At 40.5% G+C, this 24,177-nt stretch carries 22 protein-coding genes, 1 other RNA gene and 2 pseudogenes; 9 read left to right on the top strand and 16 right to left on the bottom strand.

The genetic code is table 11. From position 1 onward, the window contains the following. Positions 1 to 98 precede the first annotated feature (98 nt). Positions 99 to 365: pseudogene (locus tag PWP39_RS03290) on the top strand (MBL fold metallo-hydrolase); the annotation flags it as partial. Positions 366 to 411: 46 nt separating this feature from the next. On the opposite strand, the gene PWP39_RS03285 reads toward PWP39_RS03290, so the two are convergent. Continuing rightward, positions 412 to 1,104 carry a DUF92 domain-containing protein gene (locus tag PWP39_RS03285; RefSeq protein ID WP_011013069.1) on the bottom strand — a complete coding sequence of 231 codons (693 nt, stop codon included), beginning with the start codon at positions 1,102 to 1,104 and terminating at the stop codon, positions 412 to 414. Positions 1,105 to 1,436: 332 nt separating this feature from the next. Here PWP39_RS03285 and speD point away from each other — a divergent pair, with 332 nt between their 5' ends. From speD to PWP39_RS03270, 3 genes are all read left to right on the top strand, one after another. Further along, the gene (gene speD, locus PWP39_RS03280; RefSeq protein ID WP_011013070.1) at positions 1,437 to 1,856 is read left to right on the top strand and encodes an adenosylmethionine decarboxylase; all 420 of its coding nucleotides are present in this window, start codon (positions 1,437 to 1,439) and stop codon (positions 1,854 to 1,856) included. Between the two features lie 188 nt (positions 1,857 to 2,044). Then, positions 2,045 to 2,788, top strand: a complete 744-nt coding sequence (locus PWP39_RS03275) for a KaiC domain-containing protein (protein WP_011013071.1) — start codon at positions 2,045 to 2,047, stop codon at positions 2,786 to 2,788. Between the two features lie 15 nt (positions 2,789 to 2,803). Then, positions 2,804 to 3,613, top strand: a complete 810-nt coding sequence (locus PWP39_RS03270) for a transcriptional regulator (protein WP_011013072.1) — start codon at positions 2,804 to 2,806, stop codon at positions 3,611 to 3,613. On the opposite strand, the gene PWP39_RS03265 is transcribed toward PWP39_RS03270, so the two are convergent. The 6 genes from PWP39_RS03265 to PWP39_RS03240 all read right to left on the bottom strand — a co-directional run bounded on the left by PWP39_RS03265 (position 3,610) and on the right by PWP39_RS03240 (position 13,636). Further along, positions 3,610 to 4,722, bottom strand: coding sequence for an ABC transporter ATP-binding protein (locus PWP39_RS03265; RefSeq protein WP_288072606.1), 1,113 nt, complete (start codon positions 4,720 to 4,722; stop codon positions 3,610 to 3,612). The genes PWP39_RS03270 and PWP39_RS03265 overlap by 4 nt on opposite strands. A gap of 39 nt (positions 4,723 to 4,761) precedes the next feature. Beyond that, on the bottom strand, positions 4,762 to 8,106 hold the full coding sequence (locus PWP39_RS03260) for a glucodextranase DOMON-like domain-containing protein (protein ID WP_288072603.1): 3,345 nt from the start codon (positions 8,104 to 8,106) through the stop codon (positions 4,762 to 4,764). A gap of 10 nt (positions 8,107 to 8,116) precedes the next feature. Continuing rightward, positions 8,117 to 9,364, bottom strand: coding sequence for an ABC transporter permease subunit (locus PWP39_RS03255; RefSeq protein WP_288072601.1), 1,248 nt, complete (start codon positions 9,362 to 9,364; stop codon positions 8,117 to 8,119). Next, entirely contained in the window at positions 9,361 to 10,257 is an 897-nt protein-coding gene (locus PWP39_RS03250) for a carbohydrate ABC transporter permease (RefSeq protein ID WP_288072598.1), read from the bottom strand. Before PWP39_RS03250 ends, PWP39_RS03255 begins: the two co-directional genes overlap by 4 nt. 38 nt (positions 10,258 to 10,295) lie before the next feature. Continuing rightward, a complete protein-coding gene (locus PWP39_RS03245) occupies positions 10,296 to 11,600 on the bottom strand; it encodes an extracellular solute-binding protein (RefSeq protein WP_011013078.1) in 1,305 nt (434 codons plus the stop codon). A 98-nt stretch (positions 11,601 to 11,698) separates the two neighbouring features. Next, complete coding sequence (locus tag PWP39_RS03240) at positions 11,699 to 13,636, bottom strand: alpha amylase N-terminal ig-like domain-containing protein (RefSeq protein WP_011013079.1); 1,938 nt, start codon at positions 13,634 to 13,636, stop codon at positions 11,699 to 11,701. Between the two features lie 62 nt (positions 13,637 to 13,698). Here PWP39_RS03240 and PWP39_RS03235 point away from each other — a divergent pair. After that, positions 13,699 to 13,944, top strand: a pseudogene (locus tag PWP39_RS03235) (SDH family Clp fold serine proteinase); the annotation flags it as partial. 220 nt (positions 13,945 to 14,164) lie between these two features. Here PWP39_RS03235 and PWP39_RS03230 read toward each other — a convergent pair. Genes PWP39_RS03230 through PWP39_RS03215 form a run of 4 tightly spaced genes read right to left on the bottom strand, consistent with a single transcriptional unit; the run spans position 14,165 to position 17,870 of the window. Next, positions 14,165 to 14,665 carry a PUA domain-containing protein gene (locus tag PWP39_RS03230; RefSeq protein ID WP_288072594.1) on the bottom strand — a complete coding sequence of 167 codons (501 nt, stop codon included), beginning with the start codon at positions 14,663 to 14,665 and terminating at the stop codon, positions 14,165 to 14,167. Next, positions 14,655 to 14,843: a hypothetical protein gene (locus PWP39_RS03225; RefSeq protein WP_288072591.1), complete on the bottom strand. Its 189-nt coding sequence runs from the start codon at positions 14,841 to 14,843 to the stop codon at positions 14,655 to 14,657. Before PWP39_RS03225 ends, PWP39_RS03230 begins: the two co-directional genes overlap by 11 nt. Before the next feature lie 14 nt (positions 14,844 to 14,857). Continuing rightward, positions 14,858 to 16,402: a dihydropteroate synthase-like protein gene (locus tag PWP39_RS03220; protein WP_288072589.1), complete on the bottom strand. Its 1,545-nt coding sequence runs from the start codon at positions 16,400 to 16,402 to the stop codon at positions 14,858 to 14,860. 1 nt (position 16,403) lies between these two features. Further along, a complete protein-coding gene (locus tag PWP39_RS03215; protein WP_011013084.1) occupies positions 16,404 to 17,870 on the bottom strand; it encodes a DHH family phosphoesterase in 1,467 nt (488 codons plus the stop codon). A gap of 105 nt (positions 17,871 to 17,975) precedes the next feature. Here PWP39_RS03215 and PWP39_RS03210 point away from each other — a divergent pair, with 105 nt between their 5' ends. After that, the gene (locus tag PWP39_RS03210) at positions 17,976 to 19,697 is read left to right on the top strand and encodes a DUF2226 domain-containing protein (RefSeq protein WP_288072586.1); all 1,722 of its coding nucleotides are present in this window, start codon (positions 17,976 to 17,978) and stop codon (positions 19,695 to 19,697) included. Here PWP39_RS03210 and PWP39_RS03205 read toward each other — a convergent pair. Beyond that, an RNA gene (locus PWP39_RS03205) (C/D box small nucleolar RNA) lies at positions 19,695 to 19,750 on the bottom strand. The two genes, PWP39_RS03210 and PWP39_RS03205, sit on opposite strands and share 3 nt — an antisense overlap. Beyond that, the gene (locus tag PWP39_RS03200) at positions 19,743 to 20,339 is read right to left on the bottom strand and encodes a DUF7411 family protein (protein WP_014835528.1); all 597 of its coding nucleotides are present in this window, start codon (positions 20,337 to 20,339) and stop codon (positions 19,743 to 19,745) included. Before PWP39_RS03200 ends, PWP39_RS03205 begins: the two co-directional genes overlap by 8 nt. A gap of 119 nt (positions 20,340 to 20,458) precedes the next feature. Between PWP39_RS03200 and PWP39_RS03195 the strand changes: the two genes are divergently transcribed. Genes PWP39_RS03195 through mce form a run of 3 tightly spaced genes read left to right on the top strand, consistent with a single transcriptional unit; the run spans position 20,459 to position 22,295 of the window. After that, complete coding sequence (locus tag PWP39_RS03195; protein WP_011013088.1) at positions 20,459 to 20,893, top strand: cobalamin B12-binding domain-containing protein; 435 nt, start codon at positions 20,459 to 20,461, stop codon at positions 20,891 to 20,893. Positions 20,894 to 20,935: 42 nt separating this feature from the next. Next, positions 20,936 to 21,901, top strand: coding sequence for a methylmalonyl Co-A mutase-associated GTPase MeaB (gene meaB, locus PWP39_RS03190; RefSeq protein ID WP_011013089.1), 966 nt, complete (start codon positions 20,936 to 20,938; stop codon positions 21,899 to 21,901). Continuing rightward, positions 21,894 to 22,295: a methylmalonyl-CoA epimerase gene (gene mce, locus PWP39_RS03185; protein ID WP_011013090.1), complete on the top strand. Its 402-nt coding sequence runs from the start codon at positions 21,894 to 21,896 to the stop codon at positions 22,293 to 22,295. Before meaB ends, mce begins: the two co-directional genes overlap by 8 nt. Here mce and PWP39_RS03180 read toward each other — a convergent pair whose 3' ends face one another. The 3 genes from PWP39_RS03180 to PWP39_RS03170 are packed head-to-tail and all read right to left on the bottom strand — an operon-like array spanning position 22,296 to position 24,155. Beyond that, positions 22,296 to 22,574 (bottom strand): hypothetical protein, encoded by a 279-nt coding sequence (locus PWP39_RS03180; RefSeq protein WP_014835527.1) that lies wholly within the window; start codon positions 22,572 to 22,574, stop codon positions 22,296 to 22,298. A 3-nt stretch (positions 22,575 to 22,577) separates the two neighbouring features. Further along, positions 22,578 to 23,225, bottom strand: a complete 648-nt coding sequence (locus PWP39_RS03175; RefSeq protein WP_011013092.1) for a phosphoribosyltransferase — start codon at positions 23,223 to 23,225, stop codon at positions 22,578 to 22,580. A gap of 45 nt (positions 23,226 to 23,270) precedes the next feature. Then, positions 23,271 to 24,155 carry an asparagine synthetase A gene (locus PWP39_RS03170; protein ID WP_011013093.1) on the bottom strand — a complete coding sequence of 295 codons (885 nt, stop codon included), beginning with the start codon at positions 24,153 to 24,155 and terminating at the stop codon, positions 23,271 to 23,273. Between the last annotated feature and the right edge of the window lie 22 nt (positions 24,156 to 24,177).

Genomic DNA, 24,177 nt, shown 5'->3' with positions numbered 1-24,177 from the left:
GTAAATAATGGTTTCAGACTTCATGTTCCCCCTTCTTTTTCTAAAGTACTGCCAGTAACTTAAACCTGACACCCCACAGCTTATCCTAACAGTATCGGCCAGAGATACTGAAAGATGAAAAAGTTAAAAAGCTACTAGAGGGAGTTGATATCCTTATAGTTGAGATGACAAAGAGAGAGTCAATTCCAGGAGTCCACCTTGGAGTTTCAGACTCCATAGAATTTGCAAAAGTTGTTGGAGCAAGTTATACTGTCTTTGCTCACATAAGTCATACTAACTATTCACATGAAGTTCTAGAAAAGAGAGTTCGAGAATCAGGAGTACAGGGAGAAGTTGCAAGGGACTTTACAATCATTGAGGTGTGATCAGCCCCTAAGGTCTTCATCATCCTCTCAGCAATCCGCCTTTTCATCACACCAGTAGGAGGAACAGCGCCATTCCCAATAGTCCTCCTAAGAGAGTTGCTATAAAGTTTGTCATGTTGTTCCCAAAATACCCATTCTTTTCAAAAGTAGCTCCAATTAAACTATCAATATTTGCCCCTATTAAGCCAGCCAAGGTGACAGAAACAATCATCTGAATTCCATACTCAGTTAGAGATAGTCCAAAGAGAGATATTACAAAAGCTCCTAATAAAGCAGCAAATTCGCCTGCAAAGCTTACTGCTCCTTCTTCTCCAGGTTTCGCAGGTTTCAAATTCGTTATAATCCTGGGATTCTTTCCAAAAACTTTTCCAATTTCACTTGCAAGAGTATCAGCATTCGCAACTGCTATGGACGAGAGAACTCCTGCCCACCCAAAATCCTGCTTTATTATAAACTCTACAATGACAAAAAGCAATGGGGCTAAGCCGTTTCCAAGAACGTTTCCTACGCTCCTGATACTTTCATCTATTAGACCCATCTTTCTCTTTTCTCTGTACCTAAATTTTGTTGCAAGAGTTCCCATAACTAGAAATGCCAACAATGCAATAAAGGGTATAATTCCTCCTAAGGTTACTATAATGACCCCTAAGAGCAGGGCAGCTATTATTCCCTTTATGTCAAGCGCTTTTGTTTTGTAAGTGACATAGGCCATCGCTAAGATTGCTAGATAAGCCCACATTGGTAGTTTCTCACTATCCGTGCTATTTATATCTTTTTCCTCCTTTATTCTCCGTAAAAAGTATTCCCCACCAATATAGTAAGCTCATAAGGGGTGGTTTTGGTTAATTTTTGTAATTTTGTTCATCAATGAAAGCCCAAAATTAAAAAAGACTAGGAACTATCAGATTTTTCAAAAAATTGTCGAAAAGGATAAGAAAAAACCCAAGAAGGCATGATATTTACGGGACAAAACTAAAATATCCCGATAATTTCTTTTCACTATACCAAAAAACTTTAAAAGTATCCCCATTCCAGTATCAAAATGTAAATAGAAGGTGGGGAGGTGAGAGAATGGATACAATAGGATATCACTATGTTGTTGAAGCTGCTGGTTGCGATCCTGAAGTCATCGCTGACCCAAACAAGATTAGAGAGATCTTTCTCGAAGCAGCAAAAGTAGGAAACATGGAAGTTAAGGCTAGCTACTTCTTTAAGTTCTCACCTATGGGGGTAAGTGGAGTTGTCATAGTTGCCGAAAGTCACATTTCCGTCCACACTTGGCCCGAGAAAGGATATGCTGCTTTAGATGTCTATACATGCGGTGAAAAAGCAGATCCAGAAAAGGCCGTTGATTACATCTTAGAGAAGTTTAAAGCAAAGTACGCTCACGTATCAGAATTAAAGAGGGGGATTGAGGAGGAAGATAGCACATTTACTCATACCATCCTAACCTGGGAAGAAAAACTTGACAGAAGAAACGGCAACAAGTAATTCTTCTCTTCCTTGGCTTTTTCTTGATGCTTTTCTATTTCTACCTAATATGGGTTTTAGGGCTCAATGTTTTTTTTTTTTTTTTTTTGTGATGAATATTCCAAGGTAGAAACACTTAAATATTCTTGGCAAATTATAGTATATTGAAGTTAGTAAAACCTATAGTGCCTAGTGCGGGGGTGATTAAGATGGTAAGAAGAGTTAAAACCGGAATACCTGGAATGGACGAAATTTTACACGGTGGGATACCTGAAAGAAACGTAGTTTTACTAAGCGGTGGCCCAGGTACAGGAAAAAGTATCTTTAGTCAACAGTTCCTCTGGAATGGCCTCCAAATGGGAGAACCAGGAATATACGTTGCTTTAGAGGAACACCCTGTCCAAGTTAGACAAAATATGGCCCAATTTGGCTGGGATGTCAGAAAATACGAAGAAGAAGGATTATTTGCAATGGTAGATGCATTCACAGCTGGAGTGGGCAAAAGCAAAGAATATGAGAAGTACATCGTTCATGACCTTACAGACATTAGGGAGTTCATAGAAGTGCTTAGGCAAGCAATAAGGGACATAAATGCAAAGAGGGTGGTGGTTGATTCAGTTACAACACTCTACATAAACAAGCCTGCCATGGCTAGAAGCATAATTCTTCAACTCAAGAGAGTTCTAGCCGGAACTGGATGTACAAGCATCTTTGTTAGTCAGATAAGCGTTGGAGAGAGAGGTTTTGGTGGCCCAGGTGTAGAGCATGGTGTTGATGGAATAATTAGACTGGATCTTGATGAAATAGACGGTGAACTTAAGCGTTCTCTCATAGTTTGGAAGATGAGAGGTACAAGCCATTCAATGAAGAGACATCCTTTCGACATAACTGACAAGGGAATTATAGTATATCCAGACAAGGTATTGAAGAGGGGTAGGATTTACGAACTCTAAAGGAGGTGAGGAAAGATGAGTGTAGAAGTTCCCCTAAATCCAATTACAAGAAGTGAAATCCACCAGTTAGAGAGCATACTACTATTCGCCACGCTATTTAGGCCAGAAGTTATTGAACTAATAAAGGACCCAGCAGAAAGATTAACATGGGTCGACAGCCTAGCAGTGGCTGCAGGAGCCATAGCAAGAGAGAAGGCTGGAATGACAGTTAGTGAAATAGCCAGAGAACTAGGTAGGACTGAGCAGACGATAAGGAAACACTTAAAGGGAGAGAGCAAGGCTGGCCAATTGGTCAGGGAGACCTACGAGCTAATAAAGCAAGGAAAGCTTGATGAGTTGATAAAGACCATTGAAATGATAGAAAAAGGTGGATTAAGAGAGGTAGTCGCCAAAGAAGAGTACGAAAAATTGTTGCAAGAATATGAAAAGTTAAAACAAGAGTATGAAGCAATAAAAGAAAAAGTTGAAGCAGCAGAGCTTGAAAGCTTAGAAAAAGCCAAGGAAGAAATAGAGAACCTAAAGAAGAAGCTTCAAAAGTTAGAAGAAGAGAAAAAAGAGCTAGAGAAAGAACTCAAGGAACAGAAAGTAAAACTTATAGAATATGAGGCAAAAGCTAAGAGGGCAGAGGAGTTGGAGAACAAAGTCAAGGAGCTTGAGCAACTAGCAAAGGAAAGTGAAGAACTAAAGAAGAAGCTTGAAGAAGTACAAGCAGAGGCAGAAAAGGCAAAGGAACTAGAAAACAGGATTAAAGAGCTTGAAGAAGAAATAACAAAACTTAAGGATGGAATTAAGAAGGCAAAAGAAATTTTGGAATCCCTTCTCTAAAGTATTGCTTTTCCTGTTTTTTTGTTGAATATGTGGATTTTTTTCATGTCGAAGACAATGTCTATTTCGTCTCCTTCTTTGACTCTTGATTCTCCTGGGAATTTTGCTGTTACTATCAATCCTCCAATGCTTATGTGCACGATTTTTTCTCCACCGAGGTTTTCGATTATATCAACAACGCCCCTAGCCATATTCTCCCCGGGAATCTTTACTTGGGCAAAGAGTGCGTCGTAAATGTCTTCAGGCCTAATGCCAAAGATGACCTCCTTCCCAACGTAATCCTGCAGGACTTCAAATTGATCTGGGAGTAATTTAAGCCTAAACTCACCAAAGTCCAAGAACCCATCCTCAGTAATCGTAGCATCCAGGAAGTTCATTGGTGGTGATCCAATGAAACCAGCGACGAAAGTATTTGCTGGCTTTTCATAAACCTCCTCTGGAGTCCCAACTTGTTGTAATACTCCTTGATTCATCACAGCAATCCTATCACCCATGGTCATTGCCTCAACCTGGTCGTGGGTTACGTAGATTGTAGTCACGCCCAATTGCTTTTGGAGTTTTTTAAGTTCAGCACGCATCTTCACCCTTAATTTAGCATCTAAGTTTGACAATGGCTCATCCATTAGGAAGACTTGAGGTCTCCTAACAATGGCCCTTCCTAGTGCCACACGCTGCCTCTGCCCACCACTCAACTCTCTCGGCTTTCTATTTAAAAGCTCGGTCAACCCAAGCATTTCTGCAACTTCCCTAACCTTCTTGTCAATCTCCTGCTTTGGAACCTTCCTAAGCTTTAGTGGAAAGGCGATGTTCTCATAAACAGTCATGTGGGGGTACAATGCATAGCTCTGGAAGACCATGGCAATATCCCTATCCTTTGGTGGAACAAAGACTCCCTTCTCTGGATCAGCGACGAGCTTATCCCCAATGTAGATTTGACCTTTTGTTGGTTCCTCCAAACCAGCAATCATCCTTAAAGTTGTAGTCTTACCACAGCCCGAGGGGCCGAGGAGGACTAGGAATTCACCATCCCTAACCTCCAGCGTTAAATCCTTCACCGCAGTAAAACTCCCAAACTGCTTCCAAACACCCACAAGCCTAACACCAGCCATTTCTCTTCCCTCCTTGAAAAAATTTAAAGTAAAGTGAAGTCAGCTCCTTCTTCTTAAAACACCTAGAGCTGCCAATAGTACAATCAATCCAGGACCACATATTCCCCCTTGCGTTTCTGTTCTTGCAGGTTGGGTAGTAGTGGTTTGTGTTGGTGTCTCTTTTGTTTCTGTTGGTGTGGTAGTTGTCGTTTCAGTTGGAGTTTTGGTCTCAGTCCTAGTTTCTGTTGGCGTCTGGGTTTCAGTCTGAGTTGGGGTTTCCTCTTCTACCTCCTCCTCTTTCTCACCACTTCCGCTTACTAGTGTTATCATGTATACTGTAGCCAGCTCTTTCTTCTCTACGTCATAACTACTTAGTTGCTCCTCCTGGGTGGGCTTAAATCCTTCTGGAACGAGCATATCAACTACTCTAGGTGCAAGGTTGTCCACTACAGCCTGCGGATCTGCCCCTCCAAGCTTCCATTGCTCTGCTTCAACAGCAACTGGCCTCCACTTGTCAGGCCCATAACCATCTTGAGAACCTACTAAGACTGCTGCATAGAGCCCATAGTCCCCAATTGAGAGATACTTCTTTGGAAGTTTCACTATTACTGCATTCTTAGTTGGATCTGCGCTTATCTGCATCTCACCTTGATAAACAGTTCCATTAGCCAGCACTATTAGATTACCATAATCCCACCCAGCAATTCTTAAGGCAACATCCCAGGGATGTCTTGGATCTAGCTTTACATTAGCTCCTGGCCCATCTGGGAACATCTTGATTGCTGAAGTATTACCTCCCTCTTTGAAGTCAAGATACACTTCAATGATTTGCAAGCTGAATCCATTAGGCCCATTCCATGGGTTTCCACCAAGCTCCTTGAAGTAAAACTCCATGACGTATGCGTCGGTCTGTTCTAGCATTCTGAACCTAAGCAAGTCAAAGGCCCCCTCTACAAATACCTTGTCTGTTGGATAAGTGTATGTTCCTGGCCCGTGATCATCTCCCTCTGGATCTGCTATATCTACCAGCACCACTCCTTTTACTTGGACTGGTAGTTTGAGGTTAACTGGAGTAGTTATTACCTCTAACATTCCCAGCTCATCTACTGTTGAAACTGCGAAGTAGAAGTCTTCTGGAGTCTCTAGGTATTCAAATGGAACAATAACTTCAATTTCATCCCCATTTACGCTTACCTGAGCCTCTCCAATCTTCTCATAACCCTCATAGTCAGTGGCGTTGTATATTTCAGCTTTTCCATCCTTGTATACAATGTGCTTAGTTATCATTAACCCAACGCTATCCCTTACAAATGGGAACACATCATATCTAATCTTATCGGGTTTCTTCTGTAGAAGTGTAAAGGTGTTGCCAATCCTCTTGTCCTTCTCATAAATGCTTATTTCAAACTTATCAAGGCTACCTTTTATTATGAAGTGAAGTCCCTGGGAATCAAAGAAGACTTTTACCCCTTCAGCCACTGGAGATAAGCTTGAGTACTCTTTCACATCTCCCTCTTTTAGCCCTTCTAAGGCTCTTACTGTGTAAGGAGCACCATCTGGGAAGTAGTTTCCATAGAGATAGCTTGGAGGCTCAACTCCTGCTAACTTGTAGATTTCGTAAAGATATGTCTTGAAGTATCTGTCAAAGGAGTAATCTTGCCCACTATCTTGATCATTTCCATACCACCAGAACCAGTCACTTGCCTCAGCCCTGAGTAAGTACTCATAAGCCTTTTCCCAGGAAGCGCTGTCCATTTTGTCTTTGTTCTCCATTAAGGTTCTTCTCGCTAAATATAGCCAATACCATGCATAGTTTTCTTGTGGCTCACCTATCCATGTCGAGAGCGTTCCATCAATCCAACTTGACTCTGGCCACTGCATTTCTTCAGTAACTCCTGCGAGATCATAGAGCTCACCTAGGGAGTTAGCCACTTTAAGAGCTTCTACTCTCTCTTCTGTAGTAAAGTCCAACCTCTCCATCATCTGAGGAGTGAGCTTGTTTGCCTTGTCTCCGTAGAGCTGAATGTACTCGGTGGGAGTTAGAGTTCTAATTAAACCAGCCTCTTGAAGCTCTGATAGCCTCTTGTACAGTGTCTCAAGGAAGAGTTTCCCATCATAGGGATAGTGCTCCCAGGGATTCTCTCCATCCAATGTTATTACATAGACCAAGGAACCATCATAGTTGTACTTTTGAATCTTAAGGAGCTCATTTATGAAGTCTTCAACGGCCTCATATTGGTTCATTCCGCTGTATCTGAATCCAACTCTGTCACTTAGATCGTGATTTCTTGGGAACAAGTATATCTTCTTTCCATTGAACTCCGCTACCCACGGTCTATAATAGTTTTCAATGCTATATGGAATGCCCATTCTCTCCAGCACCATTTGATCAGTCATTACCCATTGCCAGCCATTCTCAGCCAAAATTTCTAACGTCTTGTCATTAAGTGCCGATTCTGCAGCCCAACCTCCCCTAGGAGTTGCTACTCCCCCTCCGAGGTACTTCTTGTATAGCTCGTGAGCCTTCTTTACATGGGCATCAAAGTCTTCACTCCATCCAAAGTCGTTAAGTATTGGGCCAATTGGGTGAGCGTAAGGAACAACTGTAACTTCAACGTTTCCATTTCCAAGAAGAAGGTTTATTTTCTCATGCTCCTTGAAAGTATTGTTTAGCAACCACATCTGGTGGTAGAGAACTGTCTTTAAGTCTTCCCTTGTGTATCCTCCTTCATCAACTTTGTCGTAGAGGGCCTTTAATTCAGGAGTGCTGATTATGTAATTGTAATCTATCCATGCAAGGTTGAAGAGAACCGCAAGGTCAATGTAATCTTGCTCCGTGAATTCGTTTGTAACTGCAACTTTTTGCTCCTCTAGAGGGAGGTTGGCATACTTTTGCTTTGCAGCTAACATCTTGTCTTTAAGCTCAGTATACCTATCCCAGAAGTCTCTTATTGGGTTGCCATTCTCGTCTGTAACGGGCTCTCCATTCCAAGGAATTGTGTGATCAAAGAACCCTCCTGGGGCCTGAAGCATAAACCATTTCTCATCATAAGTTAGAGGCTCACCATTGGCGATTTTCTCCGAAATTATCTGGTAGATGTCCTTTGCTCCATTCATGTAGTCAGCTAACTGAGCTATCAGAGACCCAGATAAGTCTATGGTAACGTGAATGTCTGGAAATTCCGTTAGGTAGTGTGCCATCTTCCAATAGTTATTTGCCGCATGTAGCCTAACCCAAGGCCTAGTATAGATGCCCTGCACGGGATCATAATAGTAGGGTTGGTGTTGGTGCCAAACTATTATGACGTTTAATGGCTTTGGCTCCTCAGCTTTTACAATGTTGTTTGCTCCCAGCATGCTTCCAAAAATTAGAAATACTAAGAGGAGAGAAAGCTTCCTACTCATTTCCACCACCTCATTCTTTCAATCCACCGACAGTTAGGCCACTTCTAATGTAGTTTTGAGCAAGCATGAACATTATAAACACGGGAAGTGCAAATAGTAACGCTGCAGCTGCAAAGTAGTTCCAGTCAATTCCCCTTCCAATTCCACCCATTAGGGTGTATATCCACACTGAGAGAGGTTGATTCTCCTCGGTTAACAATAGGCTTGCAAGGATGAATTCTGTCCACCCTCCTATGAATGACATAACTGCTACCGTAGCAATTCCTGGAAGAGCCATTGGGAGTAATACGTATCTTATTATCTGGAGATAGCTTGCTCCATCAACAAGTGCGGCCTCGTCAAAGTCTGGACTTATAGAGTCTATGTAACTTTTGAGAAGCCAAGTGTTGAATGGAACGCTACCTGCAGCGTATATTATGGCCAAAGCTGGAAGCTTGTTGTAGAGGCCTAGCTTTACGAGCATACCATAAAGGGCTATCAATCCCGCTATTCCTAAACCTCCTGCTACCTGGGTAAACATCAGGTAGAAGTATAGTATGTGCTCTCTTCCAAAGAACTTGAGCCTTGAGAATGCATATGCAGCCGGAACTACGAAGAGTAAAGTCAGGAACACAGTTAATGTTGCAAGAATTAAGCTATTCCTAAGGTGGTGGAAGAACTTTGAGTTTACGAACTTCCCAATCGCTGTAAGTTCAGCCTTTCCAGAGTCTCTTATTCTTATAAATCCAGCTAATTTTCCTTCTGAGATTTTTAACCCATTGACTTCCCCTGACTTCAGGGTAACGTTCTTTATTACACCAAGCCCTATGGTACCGTCTGAATTAACCCTAGTTAAGGAGATTATTCCACTAATCTCAGCCTTTAGATTTCCTTGAACTTCATTAACCTGTTGGGATAACTCAAATGACAATCCTCCAACTGGGACTTCAAATCTTATGCCTGTAAATGGGCCGTACTTAACTTCACCTTTTATAACTCCATTTTCAACTTGAAGCTTCCCTCCAACTATTTTTGCAAATCCTTCTAGTGTCCCTGTAAATTCCTCCGAAATTCTAGTTCCCCTTAACCCAAAGAGTACTTCCCTATAAGCTTCTCCAGTAACTTTATCAGGTATTAAATCTAATTCAGTTGTTGCTATTGTCGCAGCCGGTTTTATGGAAACCGTGAATATGTAGTAAACTGGGAAGAGGATTAAAAACATGACCACTATTGCCAAAAAAGTCATTATTCCAGATTTTATAAGCTCATCTCTCCTCATTCTTTAGCACCCTCCTGTAATCTTGTTATCTTAACATTCACGTACATGTAAATTGCCAGAATTATTGTGGCAATGATCATCACGGCTGTAGCCCTACCATAATAGGGAGTTGCTCCAAATGCTTGTCTGAATCCGTAGAGTAGTATGAACCTATCTTCGAAGAGACCTGCGTTGTAGATGTACGGAACCATGAAGTACTGAAAACTGGCCGCACTTGTGAGTATCGTTGCAAATGCTATTGGCTTTCCAACTACGGGAAGAACTACATGCCTGAGCCTCTGCCAGTAGTTTGCTCCATCAATAATTGCAGCTTCTATTAGCACATCTGGCACTGATTGAAGAGCTGCGGTAATTACCGTCATCATGAATGGGTAAGCCAGCCAAACTTCTATTATGTTAAGAGCAATGAAACCCCAAAATGGATCATTTATCCAGTTAGGCCCCTCGAGACCAATGGATTTTAGAGTTAGGTTTATTGGCCCAAATACAGGATCAAACATGAACTTCCACACCGTAACTGAGAACAGGAGAGGAAGTGCCCAGGGAATAATGAGTAGAGACCTATAGATAGTTTTTCCTCTCACATACTTACTATTGTACAAGAGGCTTAAGAATAGACCAGCAAGAACTTTTAAAGTAACGCTTGTTGCCACAAATATCCACGTCCACTTAAATGCATTAAGAAACTTTTCTTGCTTTAATAACCACTTAAAGTTCTCCAATCCAACAAACCTCAAAGGTTCGGCTGTAGGGGATTGAATTGGGAAGTTCCCTAATTTTGCATTGGTAAAGGCTAGGTAGATTGAGTATACTATTGGCCACAAGTTGAAAAACAAGAACGCCGCTATTCCTGGGATTATTAACATGAGTGCAGCTACTGTTGTTTTTTTCATTTTTCCACCTCCAAAATAAAAATAGTAAGAAGAAGGAATCATCCTTGCATGTTGTTAAGGATTTCTTGTTGATACTTCTTTAGTATTCCTTCAATGTCAGCGTTTTGTGGATCTTGGAGGATTTCGTTAATTGCCCCATCAACTCCGCCCCAAACAGCACTCATCTTTGGACTCTTTGGCATTAGGTATGCGTGCTGAACTGCTTGTCCAAAGCCATAGATTACTGGATCATTCTTAATTTCTGGATCATCAAGAACCTTCGTAAGAACCGGTATGTATCCCAGCTCTAGTGCCAATGTCTTAATTGACTCTTCGCTTGTGGTAAGCCACTTTGCGAACTTCCATGCAGCATCCTTGTTCTTTATTCCCGCTGCGAAGTAAATCAACTTAACTCCACCGTAAGGCCTTGGCCAGTACTCCTTACCATCCTTGATTATTGGAGGTAGTGGAACCACTCCAAAGTTTATTCCTGCCTTCTTAACGTCGTTAATGCTCCATGGACCATTAACCATCATTGGGGCTCTACCCTCGAGGAATATACTCTGTTGAGTGTTGTAGTCTCCAGTTGGAGCCATGTATGGCCATATTTCTGTGAAGAAGAACTTAAATCCTTCGATTGTCTCAGGCTTATCTAGTCCCGGTTGCTCTGTTTTGTCGTCAAAGTAGTAACCACCAAAGGCCTGAGCAATTGCTGAGATAAAGTAGGCATTAATTGGCCAAGCTATTCCATACTTCTCATTTGCTGGATCATAGTACTTCTCCATTATTGCCTTCATCTCATCAAAGGTTTTCGGTGGCTCGCTAACCATTTCTTTGTTGTAGATTATTGCAACTGTTTCAGCGGCGAATGGTAGAGCATAGTAGTGACCTTTATACTGCATTGCATCCTGGGCCATTGGAGCAAACTCGTTAAGGAGATCTTCAGTTACATATTCATCAATTGGCTCAAGTAATCCTGCCTCAGCAAACTTTCCAATCCAGTCGTGAGCCCAGATAAAGAGGTCAGGACCTTGACCTGTGGGTATTGCAGCCTTAAGAGCATCTTCCAAGTTTGGCTTTTGTTCAAAAACTATCTCAACTTCTGGACAGAGTGCCATGTATTCTTCCGCTAAGCTTTGGAAGACCTCAAGCTCATTGGGTTGCATTGCATGCCAAATAACAACTTTTCCACTTCCACACTCCACAGCCTGTGTCTCAGTCTGTGTTGGAGTTTGTGTTGTGGTTGGTTGAGTAGCAGGGGAAGTTTGGGTTGGTGTTGTAGTTCCTCCACCAATACATCCACTAGCCACTACTCCAAGAACTAAAATGGCCAAAAGAGCAAAGGCGTATGTTGCTCTCCTCATATGTACACCTCCCATGTTAGTATCATCGATAGTGATACATATTTTAAGGCTATATATATCTTGTGCTAATGTACATAAATGAACGTCAAAGAGAAATTTTAGTACTTTATCAATTTCACTTTATCTTCATTAATTATCACGCCCGAATATTCAGGAATTGTTATTCCTAGTTCTTTAACGCGTGAATTTGAGTAGTTAATGGCAACGATAGTTCTCTCTCCCATGTGTTCCCTCTTGTATACCATGAATTTTCTTTTAAACTTCACCGGGACAAAATTACCAAAAAGGAGGGCTTTATTGTTTTTCCTAATCTTTACTAGTGTCTTTGTTATCTCCAAAATCCTTTGATCCCACTCTTCTTCATTCCACAACATTGGTGCTCTGGAAGATTCCATTCCTTGGAGATTAATCCCTCTCAACCCTATTTCATCTCCGTAGAAGAGAGATGGAATACCTTTGTAAGTCATCAAGAAGACCAAAGCACACACGTACTTCCTCTTATCCCCAACTATATCCAAAAATCTCTCAACATCATGATTGTCTAAAAAATTATACATTAGATACTCTGCTGGGCCATAATACGAGCTTAAGAGCTCTAGTTCATTTAAGAATTCCTCGGCTGTAATCTCCTCATATCCAAAAAACCTTAAGATTGCATCATAGAGCCGATAGTTCATGACTCCATGGAATTTATCAAACAGCCATAACCTTGCATCATCCATAACTTCTCCAATTAAGTACTTTTCTTTTGGCAATGCTTCTCTAACTTCTTTCCACACTTCTGGAGGAACCCCATGAGCAACATCCATTCTAAATCCATCGACCCCCTTATTTGTCCAGAAAAGAATCACATTCTTGATAAACTCTCTAACCTTTGGATTATCGTGGTTTAATCTCGGCATTATCCAAACTGAGAAAAAGCTCTCGTAATTCCAGCCAAGGGATTTTATCTTTTTGTACTTTTCTTCCCAGGAAGATTTTGAATGGAGGATTTGAAGAAATTCTTTTGAGACTACTGGAAATTTAATAATCCTGTAAAAGTTTTTAAAGCTGCTATTTTCCCCCTTCCTTACAACATCTTGGAAATATGGGTGGAAAAAGCTCGTATGGTGAAATACCCCATCAAGGATAACCTTTATATCAAACCTTTTAAGCTCAGATAACAAATCCACAAAGGCCCTGTCTCCTCCAAGTCTCCTTGCAACGTGGAAATAATCAACTATGTCATATCCATGATATGTGAGGGAACTGAAGATTGGAGTTAAATATATTGCATTTATTCCAAGGTTCACAAGGTGGTCTATCTTTTCCTTAATTCCGATTAGATCTCCTCCCCAATATTTATCTTTTGGATAGGCAATTCCTTGAATTTTCCTAGACCTAGCAAATTTGTCTGGCATTATTTGATAGAATACCCTGTCAATAACCCAGGTTGGAAATTCGATACTGAAGGGTCTCGCCTTAAATTGACCATACTCAAATTTCGCTCCTTCCATTGTTAATACTTCAAATGAATAATTTAACCTCTTATCTCCTCCTTCTACGATAACCTCAAAGTAATCAAATAGCTCATCAGAAGCCTTCTTCCTCATAGGAACATGCTTCTCCCCCAGGAAAGTTGCCCCTTTTATTACCCCCTTTTGTGTCCTTAAAAGAACGTGAACCCTCCCAAAAATTTCATACAGATACAGGAGAGAAGGAGTATGGAAAACCAAATCGTCACTTTTGACAATTCTTGCAACATTAACTTCTCTGTGGAATTTGTAACCCTTTCTAGTATATACTCTTCTTTCAGGATTATCTGGATCTAAGACGAATTTCCCATCTATTGAAAAAGCATAGTGCCATACCCCTTCTGGAAGGGCGATTTTAATCTTCCAATTCTTTCCTTCTTGCTCCATTCTAAAACTTCCCTCATTAAATGCATTAAAGTCACCAAGGAGGTATGCATAGCTTCCTTCTCTTATTAGGGAAAATTCCACCTCTGCAACTCTTCCAAAGATCTCGCTATCTCTGAAACTGACGAGCTTATACATGTTTGTAGCAATTGCTTAAAGGAATAAAAACGTTTCAGTAGTTAAGTTAGAATATATACAAAGTGGATCTCCTTAGTGGATTTCTGGGGTCTTTAATACAGTGGTTTTTGTTTATGTACCTCTTACAATGGCCACGGATGCAATATAGACAACAATTTGCTAAAGCAAATCTCCTAGAGAGACGTGCTAGAAAGGAAACTCCACAGTCACAACATTGATTCATAAACAATGGCCCATTTGGAATTCCAATATATAGGTTCATTAGCATTGAAGATAGTGAGGAAGTTCTAAAGGCTATAAGAATGGCCGTTCTGGTTGGCCGTGATTTTGTGTAAAGTTCGTAAATATCGACATGGCCAACCTTCCAGCCTCTCATCTTCATTGGCTGGCTTTCGGGGGGAACGGTGACTCCCCACATCTTCAAGTCCCAGAAGAGGTCTACGCACTTATGGCTATAAGCAACCCGTAAGGCAAAGAGGAACAGTTGAATTCGCTTCTTTCCCAGGGAAGCAGGAAGCTAAGTAATAGTTATTTTCTTAGAAATGCTCCTACATCTGTTATATTTTTTATGAACTTTTCCTCGTTACTTGGGTTTATTCTTCCTATTCCAAGAACGTCCCCTAACTCGTTCATAACTACAATTTTTTTGCTTCCTTTCCAAACTAGCTTTCTCACTGCTTTTTTAGGAACGTCTTTTCCAGTAGTAAACAGAAAAGATGCCTTAGGGCCAAGAACAGCATAGTTCTTTTCAATATCAACAAAGGTAAAGAACTCTATGGCTGGATAAAATTTCTCAACGAGGTTCTCGTCAACTTTTATCATCCCTACAAAGGTTCCTAGCGCAAAAGGTCTCACTGTTAAATCCTCAATAATCTTCCAAACTTCATTATTTACCGCATAAACGTCTCGATATTTCCCTTCAACTATGGCAAAAAAATTATGGACAAGTGTCCCAAATTTTTCCGCTTCTTTGAGTATGAGATCTATTTCCCAGGAAGAAGCTCTTCTTGCTATAATTTCACCACTCATCCTCTTCTTCCTCCCACTCTTCCTCTTCCCACTCTTCATCCCAATCTTCTTCCCAATCTTCCTCATATTCTTCTTCATCCCAGTCTTCCCACTCCTCTTCTTCCGTCCAATCTTCTTCCATCTCTTCTAAAAGCTCTTCTTCCTCAAACTCTTTCTTAATTTTCTTTCTTGGTTGCATAGAGATCCCTCAGACTATATTCTTCGATAATAAGTTATAAACCTTTTCTCAAAATAAAAATCGCCAAAGAGCTCTTCTTCTTGAACATAGGACCTTCTTATTTTTAATCCAGTATATGCCTTCTCAAGCTCCCTACCAAGGTAAAATGCATGCCGAGGGGATATCGAAAAATGCTCTAGTATTGTGTCTATGATTTCATTTGGTTCCTTTCCGATGATCGTCATAACAGGATTTGTTCCTTTATATGCCGTTACAGCAAGCTCTGTTCCAACAACGTAAATTTTAAAATACACTTCTTCCAACTTTACAGGCTTTTTCTTTGCCCTAATAATTGTTTTAGCGAATTCAATCTTTTGCTCCTTCCTTCGTTTTTCTTTCAGGATAAGCAGGTTAATACCCACGTCTTTTACTCCTCCCAAGAGAACCATGTCAATACCTCTTTTAAGCTCTCTAACGCTTCCAGTAGCTTTTGGGCTTACTTCCGTCGTTAAAAGGAGCGAAATTTTAAGCTCACCAGCTATACTTGCCAAGAGAGCATTTAATCCCACACTGTCTGCATCCATCATTTCGGTAATATTTCCTACCCCCGCGAGGAGAATATCCTGAGGATTTCTCATCCTATATAAGTAAAACGCCACTAGAGACCTGGAAAAGTTCGGATAATGCTCTAATATAGGGTCAAGTATCAACCCCTTGTATCCAAGATTTAGGGCCTTTTCCTTAAGTTTTTCTAACGCTTTTGCCCTTCCTATGGGATCTTCTATAAACTTTCCTTCCTTCATATTCGTTGGAATTAAAACTACTGGCTTTGAGGGCAATATTTCCTCAACTGTCCCAAAATCAACGCTCAAAATAAGATCTACTTCCTTCTCCCCAGCTTCAATTTCCTTTGGGTTAAGCGTATCCAAGGAGAGTGGTGCATTTATTTTCTCCTTGATTTCTGGAAGAACACTTTCAAGGAATTCCACATTAGTTTTCCCACTTTCCATTCCTATGTCGATTATATCAGCACCTTCCCTTAGATAGTATTTTGCTTTCCTCATTATTTCCTCTATTGTTAGAGAAGGAGCGTCAACAATCTCAGCCACTATCCTTGTAGGGAAATCAAGCCCTACAGGGAGAGTTCCAATTAATATATTTCCAGGCCTCTTCAGAGCCTTCTCTATGTATCTCTTGTTTTTAGCCTTGTTTCTTATGTCTTCAACTTTCTTTAGCGCATCCTGAGAAAATAACTCATCTGCTGGCACTATCTTGCTTAGCTTGAATCCCTGTTTTATGGCTTTCAACACCTGGGGAATATCAACAGCATTCTTTGGACCTTTATATGCAGGAACCCCAAACTCCCTCTCTATAACTTCTGCTGATCCTTTTACAAGACCGGGAATCAATATTAGGTCATATTCCTTCACGTTTATTTTGGATTTTTTCAGATAGTACACTATAAGTTCGGGGGTTAGAAAAGCAGCTACCGTAACTGGAGTTACAAAAACATCACATCCTTTTCCGTATTTTCTAACTAGAGGTTCCGCTAATCTACCAGTAACAAGAAGAATTCTCAAATTATGTGCCCTCCCTCATTCCCAGGGCCTCTAAAAACCTTTCCGTTATCGCCTCCTCAACAAGTCTTAGAAGGGATGCCTTATCCTTTGCAAGCTTAAATATTCCTAGGGGTATTCTCGCTCCTCCAGCCTGAGGATGTCCTCCACCACTTCCAAGAGAACCAAATGCCTCCTTCATTATTGCGCCTATGTTAACCCTTACATCCCTTGTTCTTGCTGAGATTTCAATTCTGTCATCTACTATCCCAAAGACAAGAACAGTTGTTATTCCCTCAAGTCTCAGCAAAAAGTCTGCTGCTTCCGCTATGGCATCTCTATTGGCAATGAACCCAACGTTACTTATTATTACGTTCTTGTATATTCTCCTGTTTAAAATTGCCCTAGCAAGAATCTCTGCAGTTTCTGTGCTAATGTCTGGGAACTCAATTTTATCTAGGAGGTCATAATCCACATGTCCACTGAGAAATTCTATGGCCTTTATATCTATCTTACTTAGCTTGGAGAACTTTTTGGTATCTATGTACATTCCATAGAAGAGGGCCGTGGCAAGGTTTTCGTCAATTGGTATTTCGAGGGACTTCAGGTATTCCACCAAAATTGAGGATGTAGAATTTGCCTCGGGCCTTATATCGACAAAACAATTATCGGGAAGCTTTTCTCTTAGATTTTGAAGGATTTGATGATGGTCTATAATTATTTGGACCTTTGCTATGTCCTCATCGTCCAAGATTGAAATGTTTCCATTTGGCTGGGCATCAACGATGGCAATCGCCGAATGCCTCTTAATTTCATAACTTCCCCTCGAAACTTTCCTGAAATCCATTCCAAGAATGTTAACCATGGCTCTGTTCTGATGGTGAGTTATATCTCCCCCGTAAACTATTACTGTCTTTAAACCTACCGTCTGAGCAATTAGGGAGAGAGCCGATGCGCTTGCCATACAATCAGGATCAGGATTATCATGCATAACTATCAAGAGTGTGTCAGTATTTTCCTTTATCTCATTTAGCTTTTCTATGAGTTTCATAGAATTCTTTTTCTCCCCAATTTTTTCTATTGTATCCACTACTGCCCTAACAATAGCACTTCTTGGATTTATTACATAGTCAACTTTGACGTCAGTATCGTATTTCTCCTTTGCTATCGACGCAATTTCCTCTAAAGAGGTATCTTCAGGCAAAATTAGAAGAACAGCTGCATCTTTGTTGTTATTTTGGATCACATGAAGAGTCTTTGCTATTACCTCTGGATCACTTATCGTAATGACAATGAGGTCTGCTTTTTCGATATGAGCCTTTAGCAAGGTAGCTGTGTAAGAAAAGTCACCCTGAACTACTTGCAACCCTTTTTCAGCCAGAGTCTGAACTCTAACCTCGTCCTTCTCCACTACAATAACCTCAAACTCTCCAAATAGACTTTCTGCTATGGCTCTTCCCAGTACCCCTCCTCCAAGTACTAAGACTCGCATGAGCGTCACCTGGAATTCAATAATGTTTAAATATTGTCTTCGCTAATCTAAATTTAAGGCTGGAACATCTAACTGTTATCATTACATTATGGGTATATATCTCTAATGGTGAGGGACATGGAATTTGGAAATCTTAAGCCAGGGGTAGAAAATTCAGTATGCCTCTCCGCTGAAGATCTTTTAAATACTGTACTCAGCGTTATAAATTCAACCAAAGCTAGGGGTGCATACGTAAAAATCTTTGGTAAGGACATGGAAGACAATTATCTCCTGGAAATGTTAGTGGATGGTTCTAGGATTCTCGCAATAGAATGTTCCTATGTCCAAGCAAAGAAAAAAGTCGTTGGAGAGGAAGCAATTAAAAAATTAGCTGAACTCGTTGAGCTTCCCCTAATAGTTTCTGTATATCCTTTAGATGACAACCAGTTCAGGTTAATTCTTGCAAACAACTTGGAAGTGTATTCTCAAACCCCAGCTGTTCCACTGAGTAGTGTTTTCAAAAAAGGAGCCACTAGGACTATAGAATCTGCAATAGAAGAAGCAAAAGAAGAAAAAGAAGAAGAAATTCAAAAGATAATGAAGAAGACCGAAGAAATTGTCACCGAAGAAAAGAAAAAGAAAGAAGAGAAAAAAGAAGCTCCAATAGAAATACGAAAAGAAAGCAAAATTGAGGTTGTTGGAGATATCAGCGAAGAAGTAAAAGAAAAAATAAAGAAGGCAATAAGAAGTTACGTAGAGACTGTTAACAACGAGATTACAAGTCAGTTAAATGGGGCAAAGATATCTTCCTACGACCTCTCTGCCCAAGTTGGAGAAGGAGTCATTCATATAAGCGGGGAGTTTTACGTGGCTTCTCAAGAAGGAGGCAATCCTGAAATTCTCAAAAGAAGAGTTATGTTTACTATACACAAACATCTTCCGAAAATTAGGAGAGATACCGATTATAAGCCTCTAATTAAGAGCATAAAGGTTAACGTTATTGCAGGGGGTCGTGTGGAATCTATTGAAGAGAAGGAAAGAGAAGATGTAAGCCTTTGGAGATTAACTAAGCCAAAAGCAGAACAATTAGCTCCAAACTTATATCTAGCCGTAGATCCGCAATTTAGACAGTACTTTGTGAGGTTTAGTAGAACGTTGCTAAAAGAGATAGAAGCCAACGGAGTTCTTGTTGATAGATTATTCATCGAAGTTCTAGGAGGAGTTCGAGAATTTGAGATAAACATTGAGTTAGAAGGAAAATCCAAAGAGATGGATGAAGCAAGGCTCCAGGCTTTAATCGTTAACTTGGCAAGAAGACATGCCTCAGAATTGAGCAAGATAGTAGGGAAGTACGTATGGGTTAACAAAGTTGAAGTGAGTCTTTCTAAGGAAGCCGAGCTATCTACAAAAGCAGTAGAAATTCTCAAAAAGAAAGAAAGCCTAGAAAAAGAAGTTGAAAAAATGCTGAGAGAGGCTGGAATAGAAGAGTTGAATTATCTACTAGAAGACAAAAAGAAGGAAGTTGAAGAAAACGTCTTGAAAGCACGAATAGAAACTTCAGTCCAAATGTTAAGGCAGAAAATGCAAGATGAACTTAGATCAATACCTCGCGCTAATTTAAGGTGGCTTAAGCTCAACTATGAGCCAAAAGGTTCTTCAGTTGAACTAATAATTGAGGCTAGTCTTGCAAAAATTGAAGAAGAGGGATTATTTGGGGCATTATCCTCCATTAGCGATGAAGAGATAAAGAGAAGAGCAACTGAGGTAATACTCAGGGTTATAAGAGAAGTTAGTCAGGAAACAGGTGTACAGTTTAAGATAGGGAGACTAAGTATAATAGTTAGGTGATCAGCACTCAAGATCCTCATCATCCTTCAGGACCTGCCGAGTTCATCATCTCAACCCAACAACCCTAGACTGAACGTGACGCTTGGGAAATATTTGACTTGGATCATGTCCTTTTCTTCTTATCAACTCTCTTAATTCCGTCTCATAATCCCCCTTTTGAACCTTTTCGCTTTCATCCTCAACAACAACAAATATTTCATTTACAAGCTCTCTAATTGTTTTGTACCCTAATCCGAGAAGAGGCCGAATATACGCCACATTATATCTATCTTCAAGTGATCTTGCCTTTGATAAGTCTAAAAATGGCACTCTATCATCTCTCCTAGTTCCATCACTAATCCTTTTCACTTCTTCACGGGAAGCGATATATTCAAGAGCTCTTTCATGAATGTATTGGATTGCATTTCCCGCCCTTCCTTCCTTTATGCACATTTCCGTAGCTTTCTCTAAGATCCCTATTGGCATTTCTATAACTTCATGGTCAAAACCAAGTATTTCCGCCGTTTCTCTTGCAAACTTCCAATTATCTAAGACTCCAAAGGTTATCGTTATTAGCTTAACCTCATATCCTAATTTTTTGAGTATCCATGCCGCAAGTGAAGAGTCTTTTCCCCCACTAAAGAGATGATAAACCACTTTCATGGAATAAGCTAACAGCATTTAAATAAAAATCTTGCCTTGTTTAGGATAAAATGTCCAAATTCTTTACATTTAGCAACCTTTAAATATTATTTCACGTTAGTAAAACTTGGGGGAAGATAATGGTAGAGAGATCTAAAGTTAGAGTCCTAATCGCCAAGCCCGGGCTTGATGGACATGACAGAGGAGCAAAAGTTGTGGCAAGAGCCCTTAGAGATGCTGGTTATGAAGTTATATATACGGGAATTAGACAGACTCCAGAACAGATAGTTGAGGCTGTCATTGAAGAAGATGTTGACGTTCTTGGGATAAGCATTTTGTCAGGAGCTCATATGGTTCTAATACCTAAGATACTAAAACTGTTGGAGGAGAAAGGAATAAAGCCTGGAGAAGATATTCTAGTTGTTGCTGGGGGAATAATTCCACCAGATGACGCCGAAGAACTAAAGAAGATGGGAGTTGCAGAAGTTTTTGGCCCCGGAACTCCTCTAAAAACCATAATTGAGTTCATCGACAAAAACGTTGAAAAGCTCAAGAAGTTCAGATCCTCTACTTAATCCTTTTATATTGTTCTTGGATAATTTCTCCAGTGATGATGTATGATAGACGACCTTGTAGAGAGAATGAGAAAAGGGGACAGAAGAGCCGTTGCTAGGCTAATAACCCTAGTAGAGAATGATGAAAAGAAGGCAAGAGAAATTATAAAAAGGATATACCCTCTAACTGGAAATGCCTATATAGTTGGAATAACTGGTCCTCCTGGCTCAGGAAAGTCTACTCTGGTAGATAAATTGGTGAAAGAAGCAAGAAAAGAAGGACTAATAGTAGGTGTAATTGCCGTAGATCCAACATCTCCCTTTACAGGTGGAGCATTGTTAGGTGATAGAATTAGGATGCAAGATCACGCAACTGACCCAGGGGTTTTCATTAGAAGCATGGCTACTAGAGGGAGCCTAGGAGGATTAGCGAAGGCTACTAACGATGCAATAAAGATTCTAGATGCATATGGTTGTGATATAATTTTTGTTGAAACTGTTGGCGTTGGTCAAGTAGAAGTTGATATCGTGAAGACCGCTGATACTGTTGTTTTAGTTACAGTTCCTGGGTTAGGGGATGATATTCAAGCTATAAAAGCTGGTCTTATGGAAATAGCTGATATATTCGTTTTAAACAAGGCTGACAGGGAAGGAGCAGACGCAACTTACTTTGAACTCTCCCTTACCTTAGACTTAGAGAGCGAAAAATGGGAAAAGCTCGGCTGGAGGCCACCTATAGTTGAAACAGTTGCAACTCTTGGAAAAGGTATCAAAGAACTTTGGGAGCAGATAAAGAGGCATAGAGAGTTCCTAGAAAAATCCGGAAAATTAGAGGAAAAGAAAAGACTAAGAGTAGAAGAGGAGATAAAGACCATTGTGTCCGATATGATAGCGAAAAAGGTTGAGGTTTCAATTAAGGCTGGAAATCTTGAAGATATTTTAGAGAAGGTTATGAAAAAGGAACTAGATCCTTACTCTGCCGCTTCCCTTATCATGGAAAAAATAATTGGAGGTGGGAAGAGTGTTTAAGAAAATTGACCACGTTGGAATAGCTGTGAAGAATTTAGAAGAAGCCATTAAGATTTGGGAAGGGCTAGGACTAAAAGTTGAGGAAATAGAAGAAGTTCCTGACCAGAAAGTTAGAGTCGCCGTTATAAAGATTGGAGAGAGCAGAATTGAGCTTTTAGAGGCAACCAGCGAAGATTCTCCTATTGCAAAGTTTATTGAGAAGAGAGGAGAGGGAATACACCACATAGCTCTTGGGGTTGAAGGAATTGAGAAGAAGCTCGAGGAGCTCAAAGAGAAGGGGTACAGGTTAATAGATGAAAAACCAAGAATAGGAGCAGGAGGAGCTAAGATAGCCTTCATTCATCCAAAGAGCGTAACGGGAGTTCTTCTTGAGTTATGCGAAAGGAAGGAATGATTACTTCTCCTCTCTTTTTATATATGGCTTTCCTATAGCTATTGTGAAGTCTTTGAATGAATCATCTTTTCTATGGAACTCAATTGCTAATGGTAGATCATTTTCCTCCTTCACAACTATTCTTATTATTCTCGCTCTCGGATGGTTCTCTAAGTAGTTTTCTTTTAGATCTTCATAGCTATCCAGAACTTTTCCGATTTCCTCTTTGTTCATCTCATATATTTCTCTCGAATAGTTGCTCTTCTCTCTGATGTCTTTTATCGCTTTTTCCTTATCCACTACTCACACCTTCGTCCAGAAGCCGTTCTCAAACTTAAAAATCTTCCGCTTTTCTGCCATTCTTAAGGCTTCTTCTAGTTTCTCCCTGGGAACTTCAATGCCGTGTAGCTCCTTGAACAGAGAAATTATCTCGTCTGTTGTTAGCTTGTCCTTCTCCTCAAAGAGATTGTTAGTTAAGTTTATCATGTCCTCAACGAAGTTCCACGGAAACACAACCCAGACCCAATCTATGTCCTTGGCGTAGTAATCCGGAACGAATTTTGAGCCCTTTATATTGAGAAGGGTCGCAGTTCTAATCTCGGCAGGATTCCTAGACTTCATGTACTCATACGCTAAGCTCATGCTCTCTCCCGTATCAGTTATGTCGTCAACAATTAGAACCTTCTTGCCCTCAAAGTCATATTGAGCCCCATATTTTAACCTAGCTCTTCCATCGGGCGTTGCAGTTACTCCCCAATGCTCAACCTTAATACTTACAAGGTCTTTAACTCCCAAGTAGTCACAATAAAGCCTTGCTGCTATCCATCCTCCCCTTGCAAGTCCTACTATTACATCGGGCATCCAACCGCTCTCAAGAACCTTCCAAGCTCCTGCCTTAGCCCAGTTCTCTATGTCTTCCCAGGATGCAAGGTACGCGGGAAACTTCTTCATGGTGTCCCTCTCAAAAGATGGAATTGAGAATTTAAGATTTTTGCTTTATATGACCGCAGGTATTCCCGGAATCCTTGGGAAAGGTTGCACTTCAGCTATGTGCTTTGCCCCTACTATAAATCTAACAAGTCTTTCAACTCCAATTCCTGCTCCTGCACTTGGTTTCAGCTTTCCAGCCTTTGCAATCTCCAAATAGGGTCTAAAGGAATCCTCATTTAGACCGGCCTTCCTTATCTTTGCTACTATTTTTTCGTACTCCCATTCCCTCTCTCCACCGCTTGCCACTTCTCCATAACCATAAGGAAGTATCAAATCATAATTTCTCCAGAAGCCATCCACCTCTCTATCATAGAACTCTCTAGGAATGTTAATTATCCAGAAGGGCTCTTCCATTTCTTGACTAGCCTTTTCATCGCTCCCAAATTCCTCTAGAACTTCACTATACTCAAAGACCTCAAAGCGCTTCGTTTTGGGAAATTCTCTTCCTGTCCACTCTTCAGCTTTTCTAAAGAGGCCATAGACGAGTCTTTCAATTAACCTCATAATATCTTCCATCTTTGCCCTTTCTACTTCAAAGTCCAATTGAGTAAACTCATAGGCATGCCTTCCATCATCTTTTTGCCTGCTTTCCAATCTTATGTTTGGTGATAGGACAAATATCTTTTTCAACCCCATTGCTATTGCCAGCTGTTTATGAAGGATCATGCTATGGGTTAGTCTCATCTTTACACCATAAATTTCCACTTCCGCGGGCTCCATGCCTTCTCCTGCTGGATCTGGCCATAAAGGATCTGTTATTGGACTAATGATAACTGGGAGGAGCCACTTAAAGCCTTCTTTAACGAAGAAATCCGTCATATATTCAAGGATTTTTGTCTGAATGTCTAATGTTGGAGATATTTCTCTGGATATTATCTCAACAGCATTCATGTTTTTCACCGTTTTGTCATCT

The sequence above is a fragment of the Pyrococcus sp. genome, from assembly GCF_030153625.1.
Classification (GTDB): Archaea; Methanobacteriota_B; Thermococci; order Thermococcales; family Thermococcaceae; genus Pyrococcus; species Pyrococcus furiosus.
This window is presented reverse-complemented; position numbering and strand designations above follow the sequence as displayed.

Excerpts from the sequence above, each read along its gene's own strand:
- PWP39_RS03245 (WP_011013078.1), bottom strand. The coding sequence starts at position 11,600 with ATGAGGAGAGCAACATACGCCTTTGCTCTTTTGGCCATTTTAGTTCTT.
- PWP39_RS03265 (WP_288072606.1), bottom strand. The coding sequence starts at position 4,722 with ATGGCTGGTGTTAGGCTTGTGGGTGTTTGGAAGCAGTTTGGGAGTTTT.
- PWP39_RS03200 (WP_014835528.1), bottom strand. The coding sequence starts at position 20,339 with ATGAAAGTGGTTTATCATCTCTTTAGTGGGGGAAAAGACTCTTCACTT.
- PWP39_RS03285 (WP_011013069.1), bottom strand. The coding sequence starts at position 1,104 with ATGTGGGCTTATCTAGCAATCTTAGCGATGGCCTATGTCACTTACAAA.
- PWP39_RS03215 (WP_011013084.1), bottom strand. The coding sequence starts at position 17,870 with ATGCGAGTCTTAGTACTTGGAGGAGGGGTACTGGGAAGAGCCATAGCA.
- PWP39_RS03255 (WP_288072601.1), bottom strand. The coding sequence starts at position 9,364 with ATGAGGAGAGATGAGCTTATAAAATCTGGAATAATGACTTTTTTGGCA.
- PWP39_RS03275 (WP_011013071.1), top strand. The coding sequence starts at position 2,045 with ATGGTAAGAAGAGTTAAAACCGGAATACCTGGAATGGACGAAATTTTA.
- speD (WP_011013070.1), top strand. The coding sequence starts at position 1,437 with ATGGATACAATAGGATATCACTATGTTGTTGAAGCTGCTGGTTGCGAT.
- PWP39_RS03225 (WP_288072591.1), bottom strand. The coding sequence starts at position 14,843 with ATGCAACCAAGAAAGAAAATTAAGAAAGAGTTTGAGGAAGAAGAGCTT.
- PWP39_RS03240 (WP_011013079.1), bottom strand. The coding sequence starts at position 13,636 with ATGTATAAGCTCGTCAGTTTCAGAGATAGCGAGATCTTTGGAAGAGTT.
- PWP39_RS03195 (WP_011013088.1), top strand. The coding sequence starts at position 20,459 with ATGGTAGAGAGATCTAAAGTTAGAGTCCTAATCGCCAAGCCCGGGCTT.
- PWP39_RS03230 (WP_288072594.1), bottom strand. The coding sequence starts at position 14,665 with ATGAGTGGTGAAATTATAGCAAGAAGAGCTTCTTCCTGGGAAATAGAT.
- PWP39_RS03250 (WP_288072598.1), bottom strand. The coding sequence starts at position 10,257 with ATGAAAAAAACAACAGTAGCTGCACTCATGTTAATAATCCCAGGAATA.
- PWP39_RS03260 (WP_288072603.1), bottom strand. The coding sequence starts at position 8,106 with ATGAGTAGGAAGCTTTCTCTCCTCTTAGTATTTCTAATTTTTGGAAGC.
- PWP39_RS03170 (WP_011013093.1), bottom strand. The coding sequence starts at position 24,155 with ATGAATGCTGTTGAGATAATATCCAGAGAAATATCTCCAACATTAGAC.
- PWP39_RS03270 (WP_011013072.1), top strand. The coding sequence starts at position 2,804 with ATGAGTGTAGAAGTTCCCCTAAATCCAATTACAAGAAGTGAAATCCAC.
- PWP39_RS03175 (WP_011013092.1), bottom strand. The coding sequence starts at position 23,225 with ATGAAGAAGTTTCCCGCGTACCTTGCATCCTGGGAAGACATAGAGAAC.
- meaB (WP_011013089.1), top strand. The coding sequence starts at position 20,936 with ATGATAGACGACCTTGTAGAGAGAATGAGAAAAGGGGACAGAAGAGCC.
- PWP39_RS03210 (WP_288072586.1), top strand. The coding sequence starts at position 17,976 with ATGGTGAGGGACATGGAATTTGGAAATCTTAAGCCAGGGGTAGAAAAT.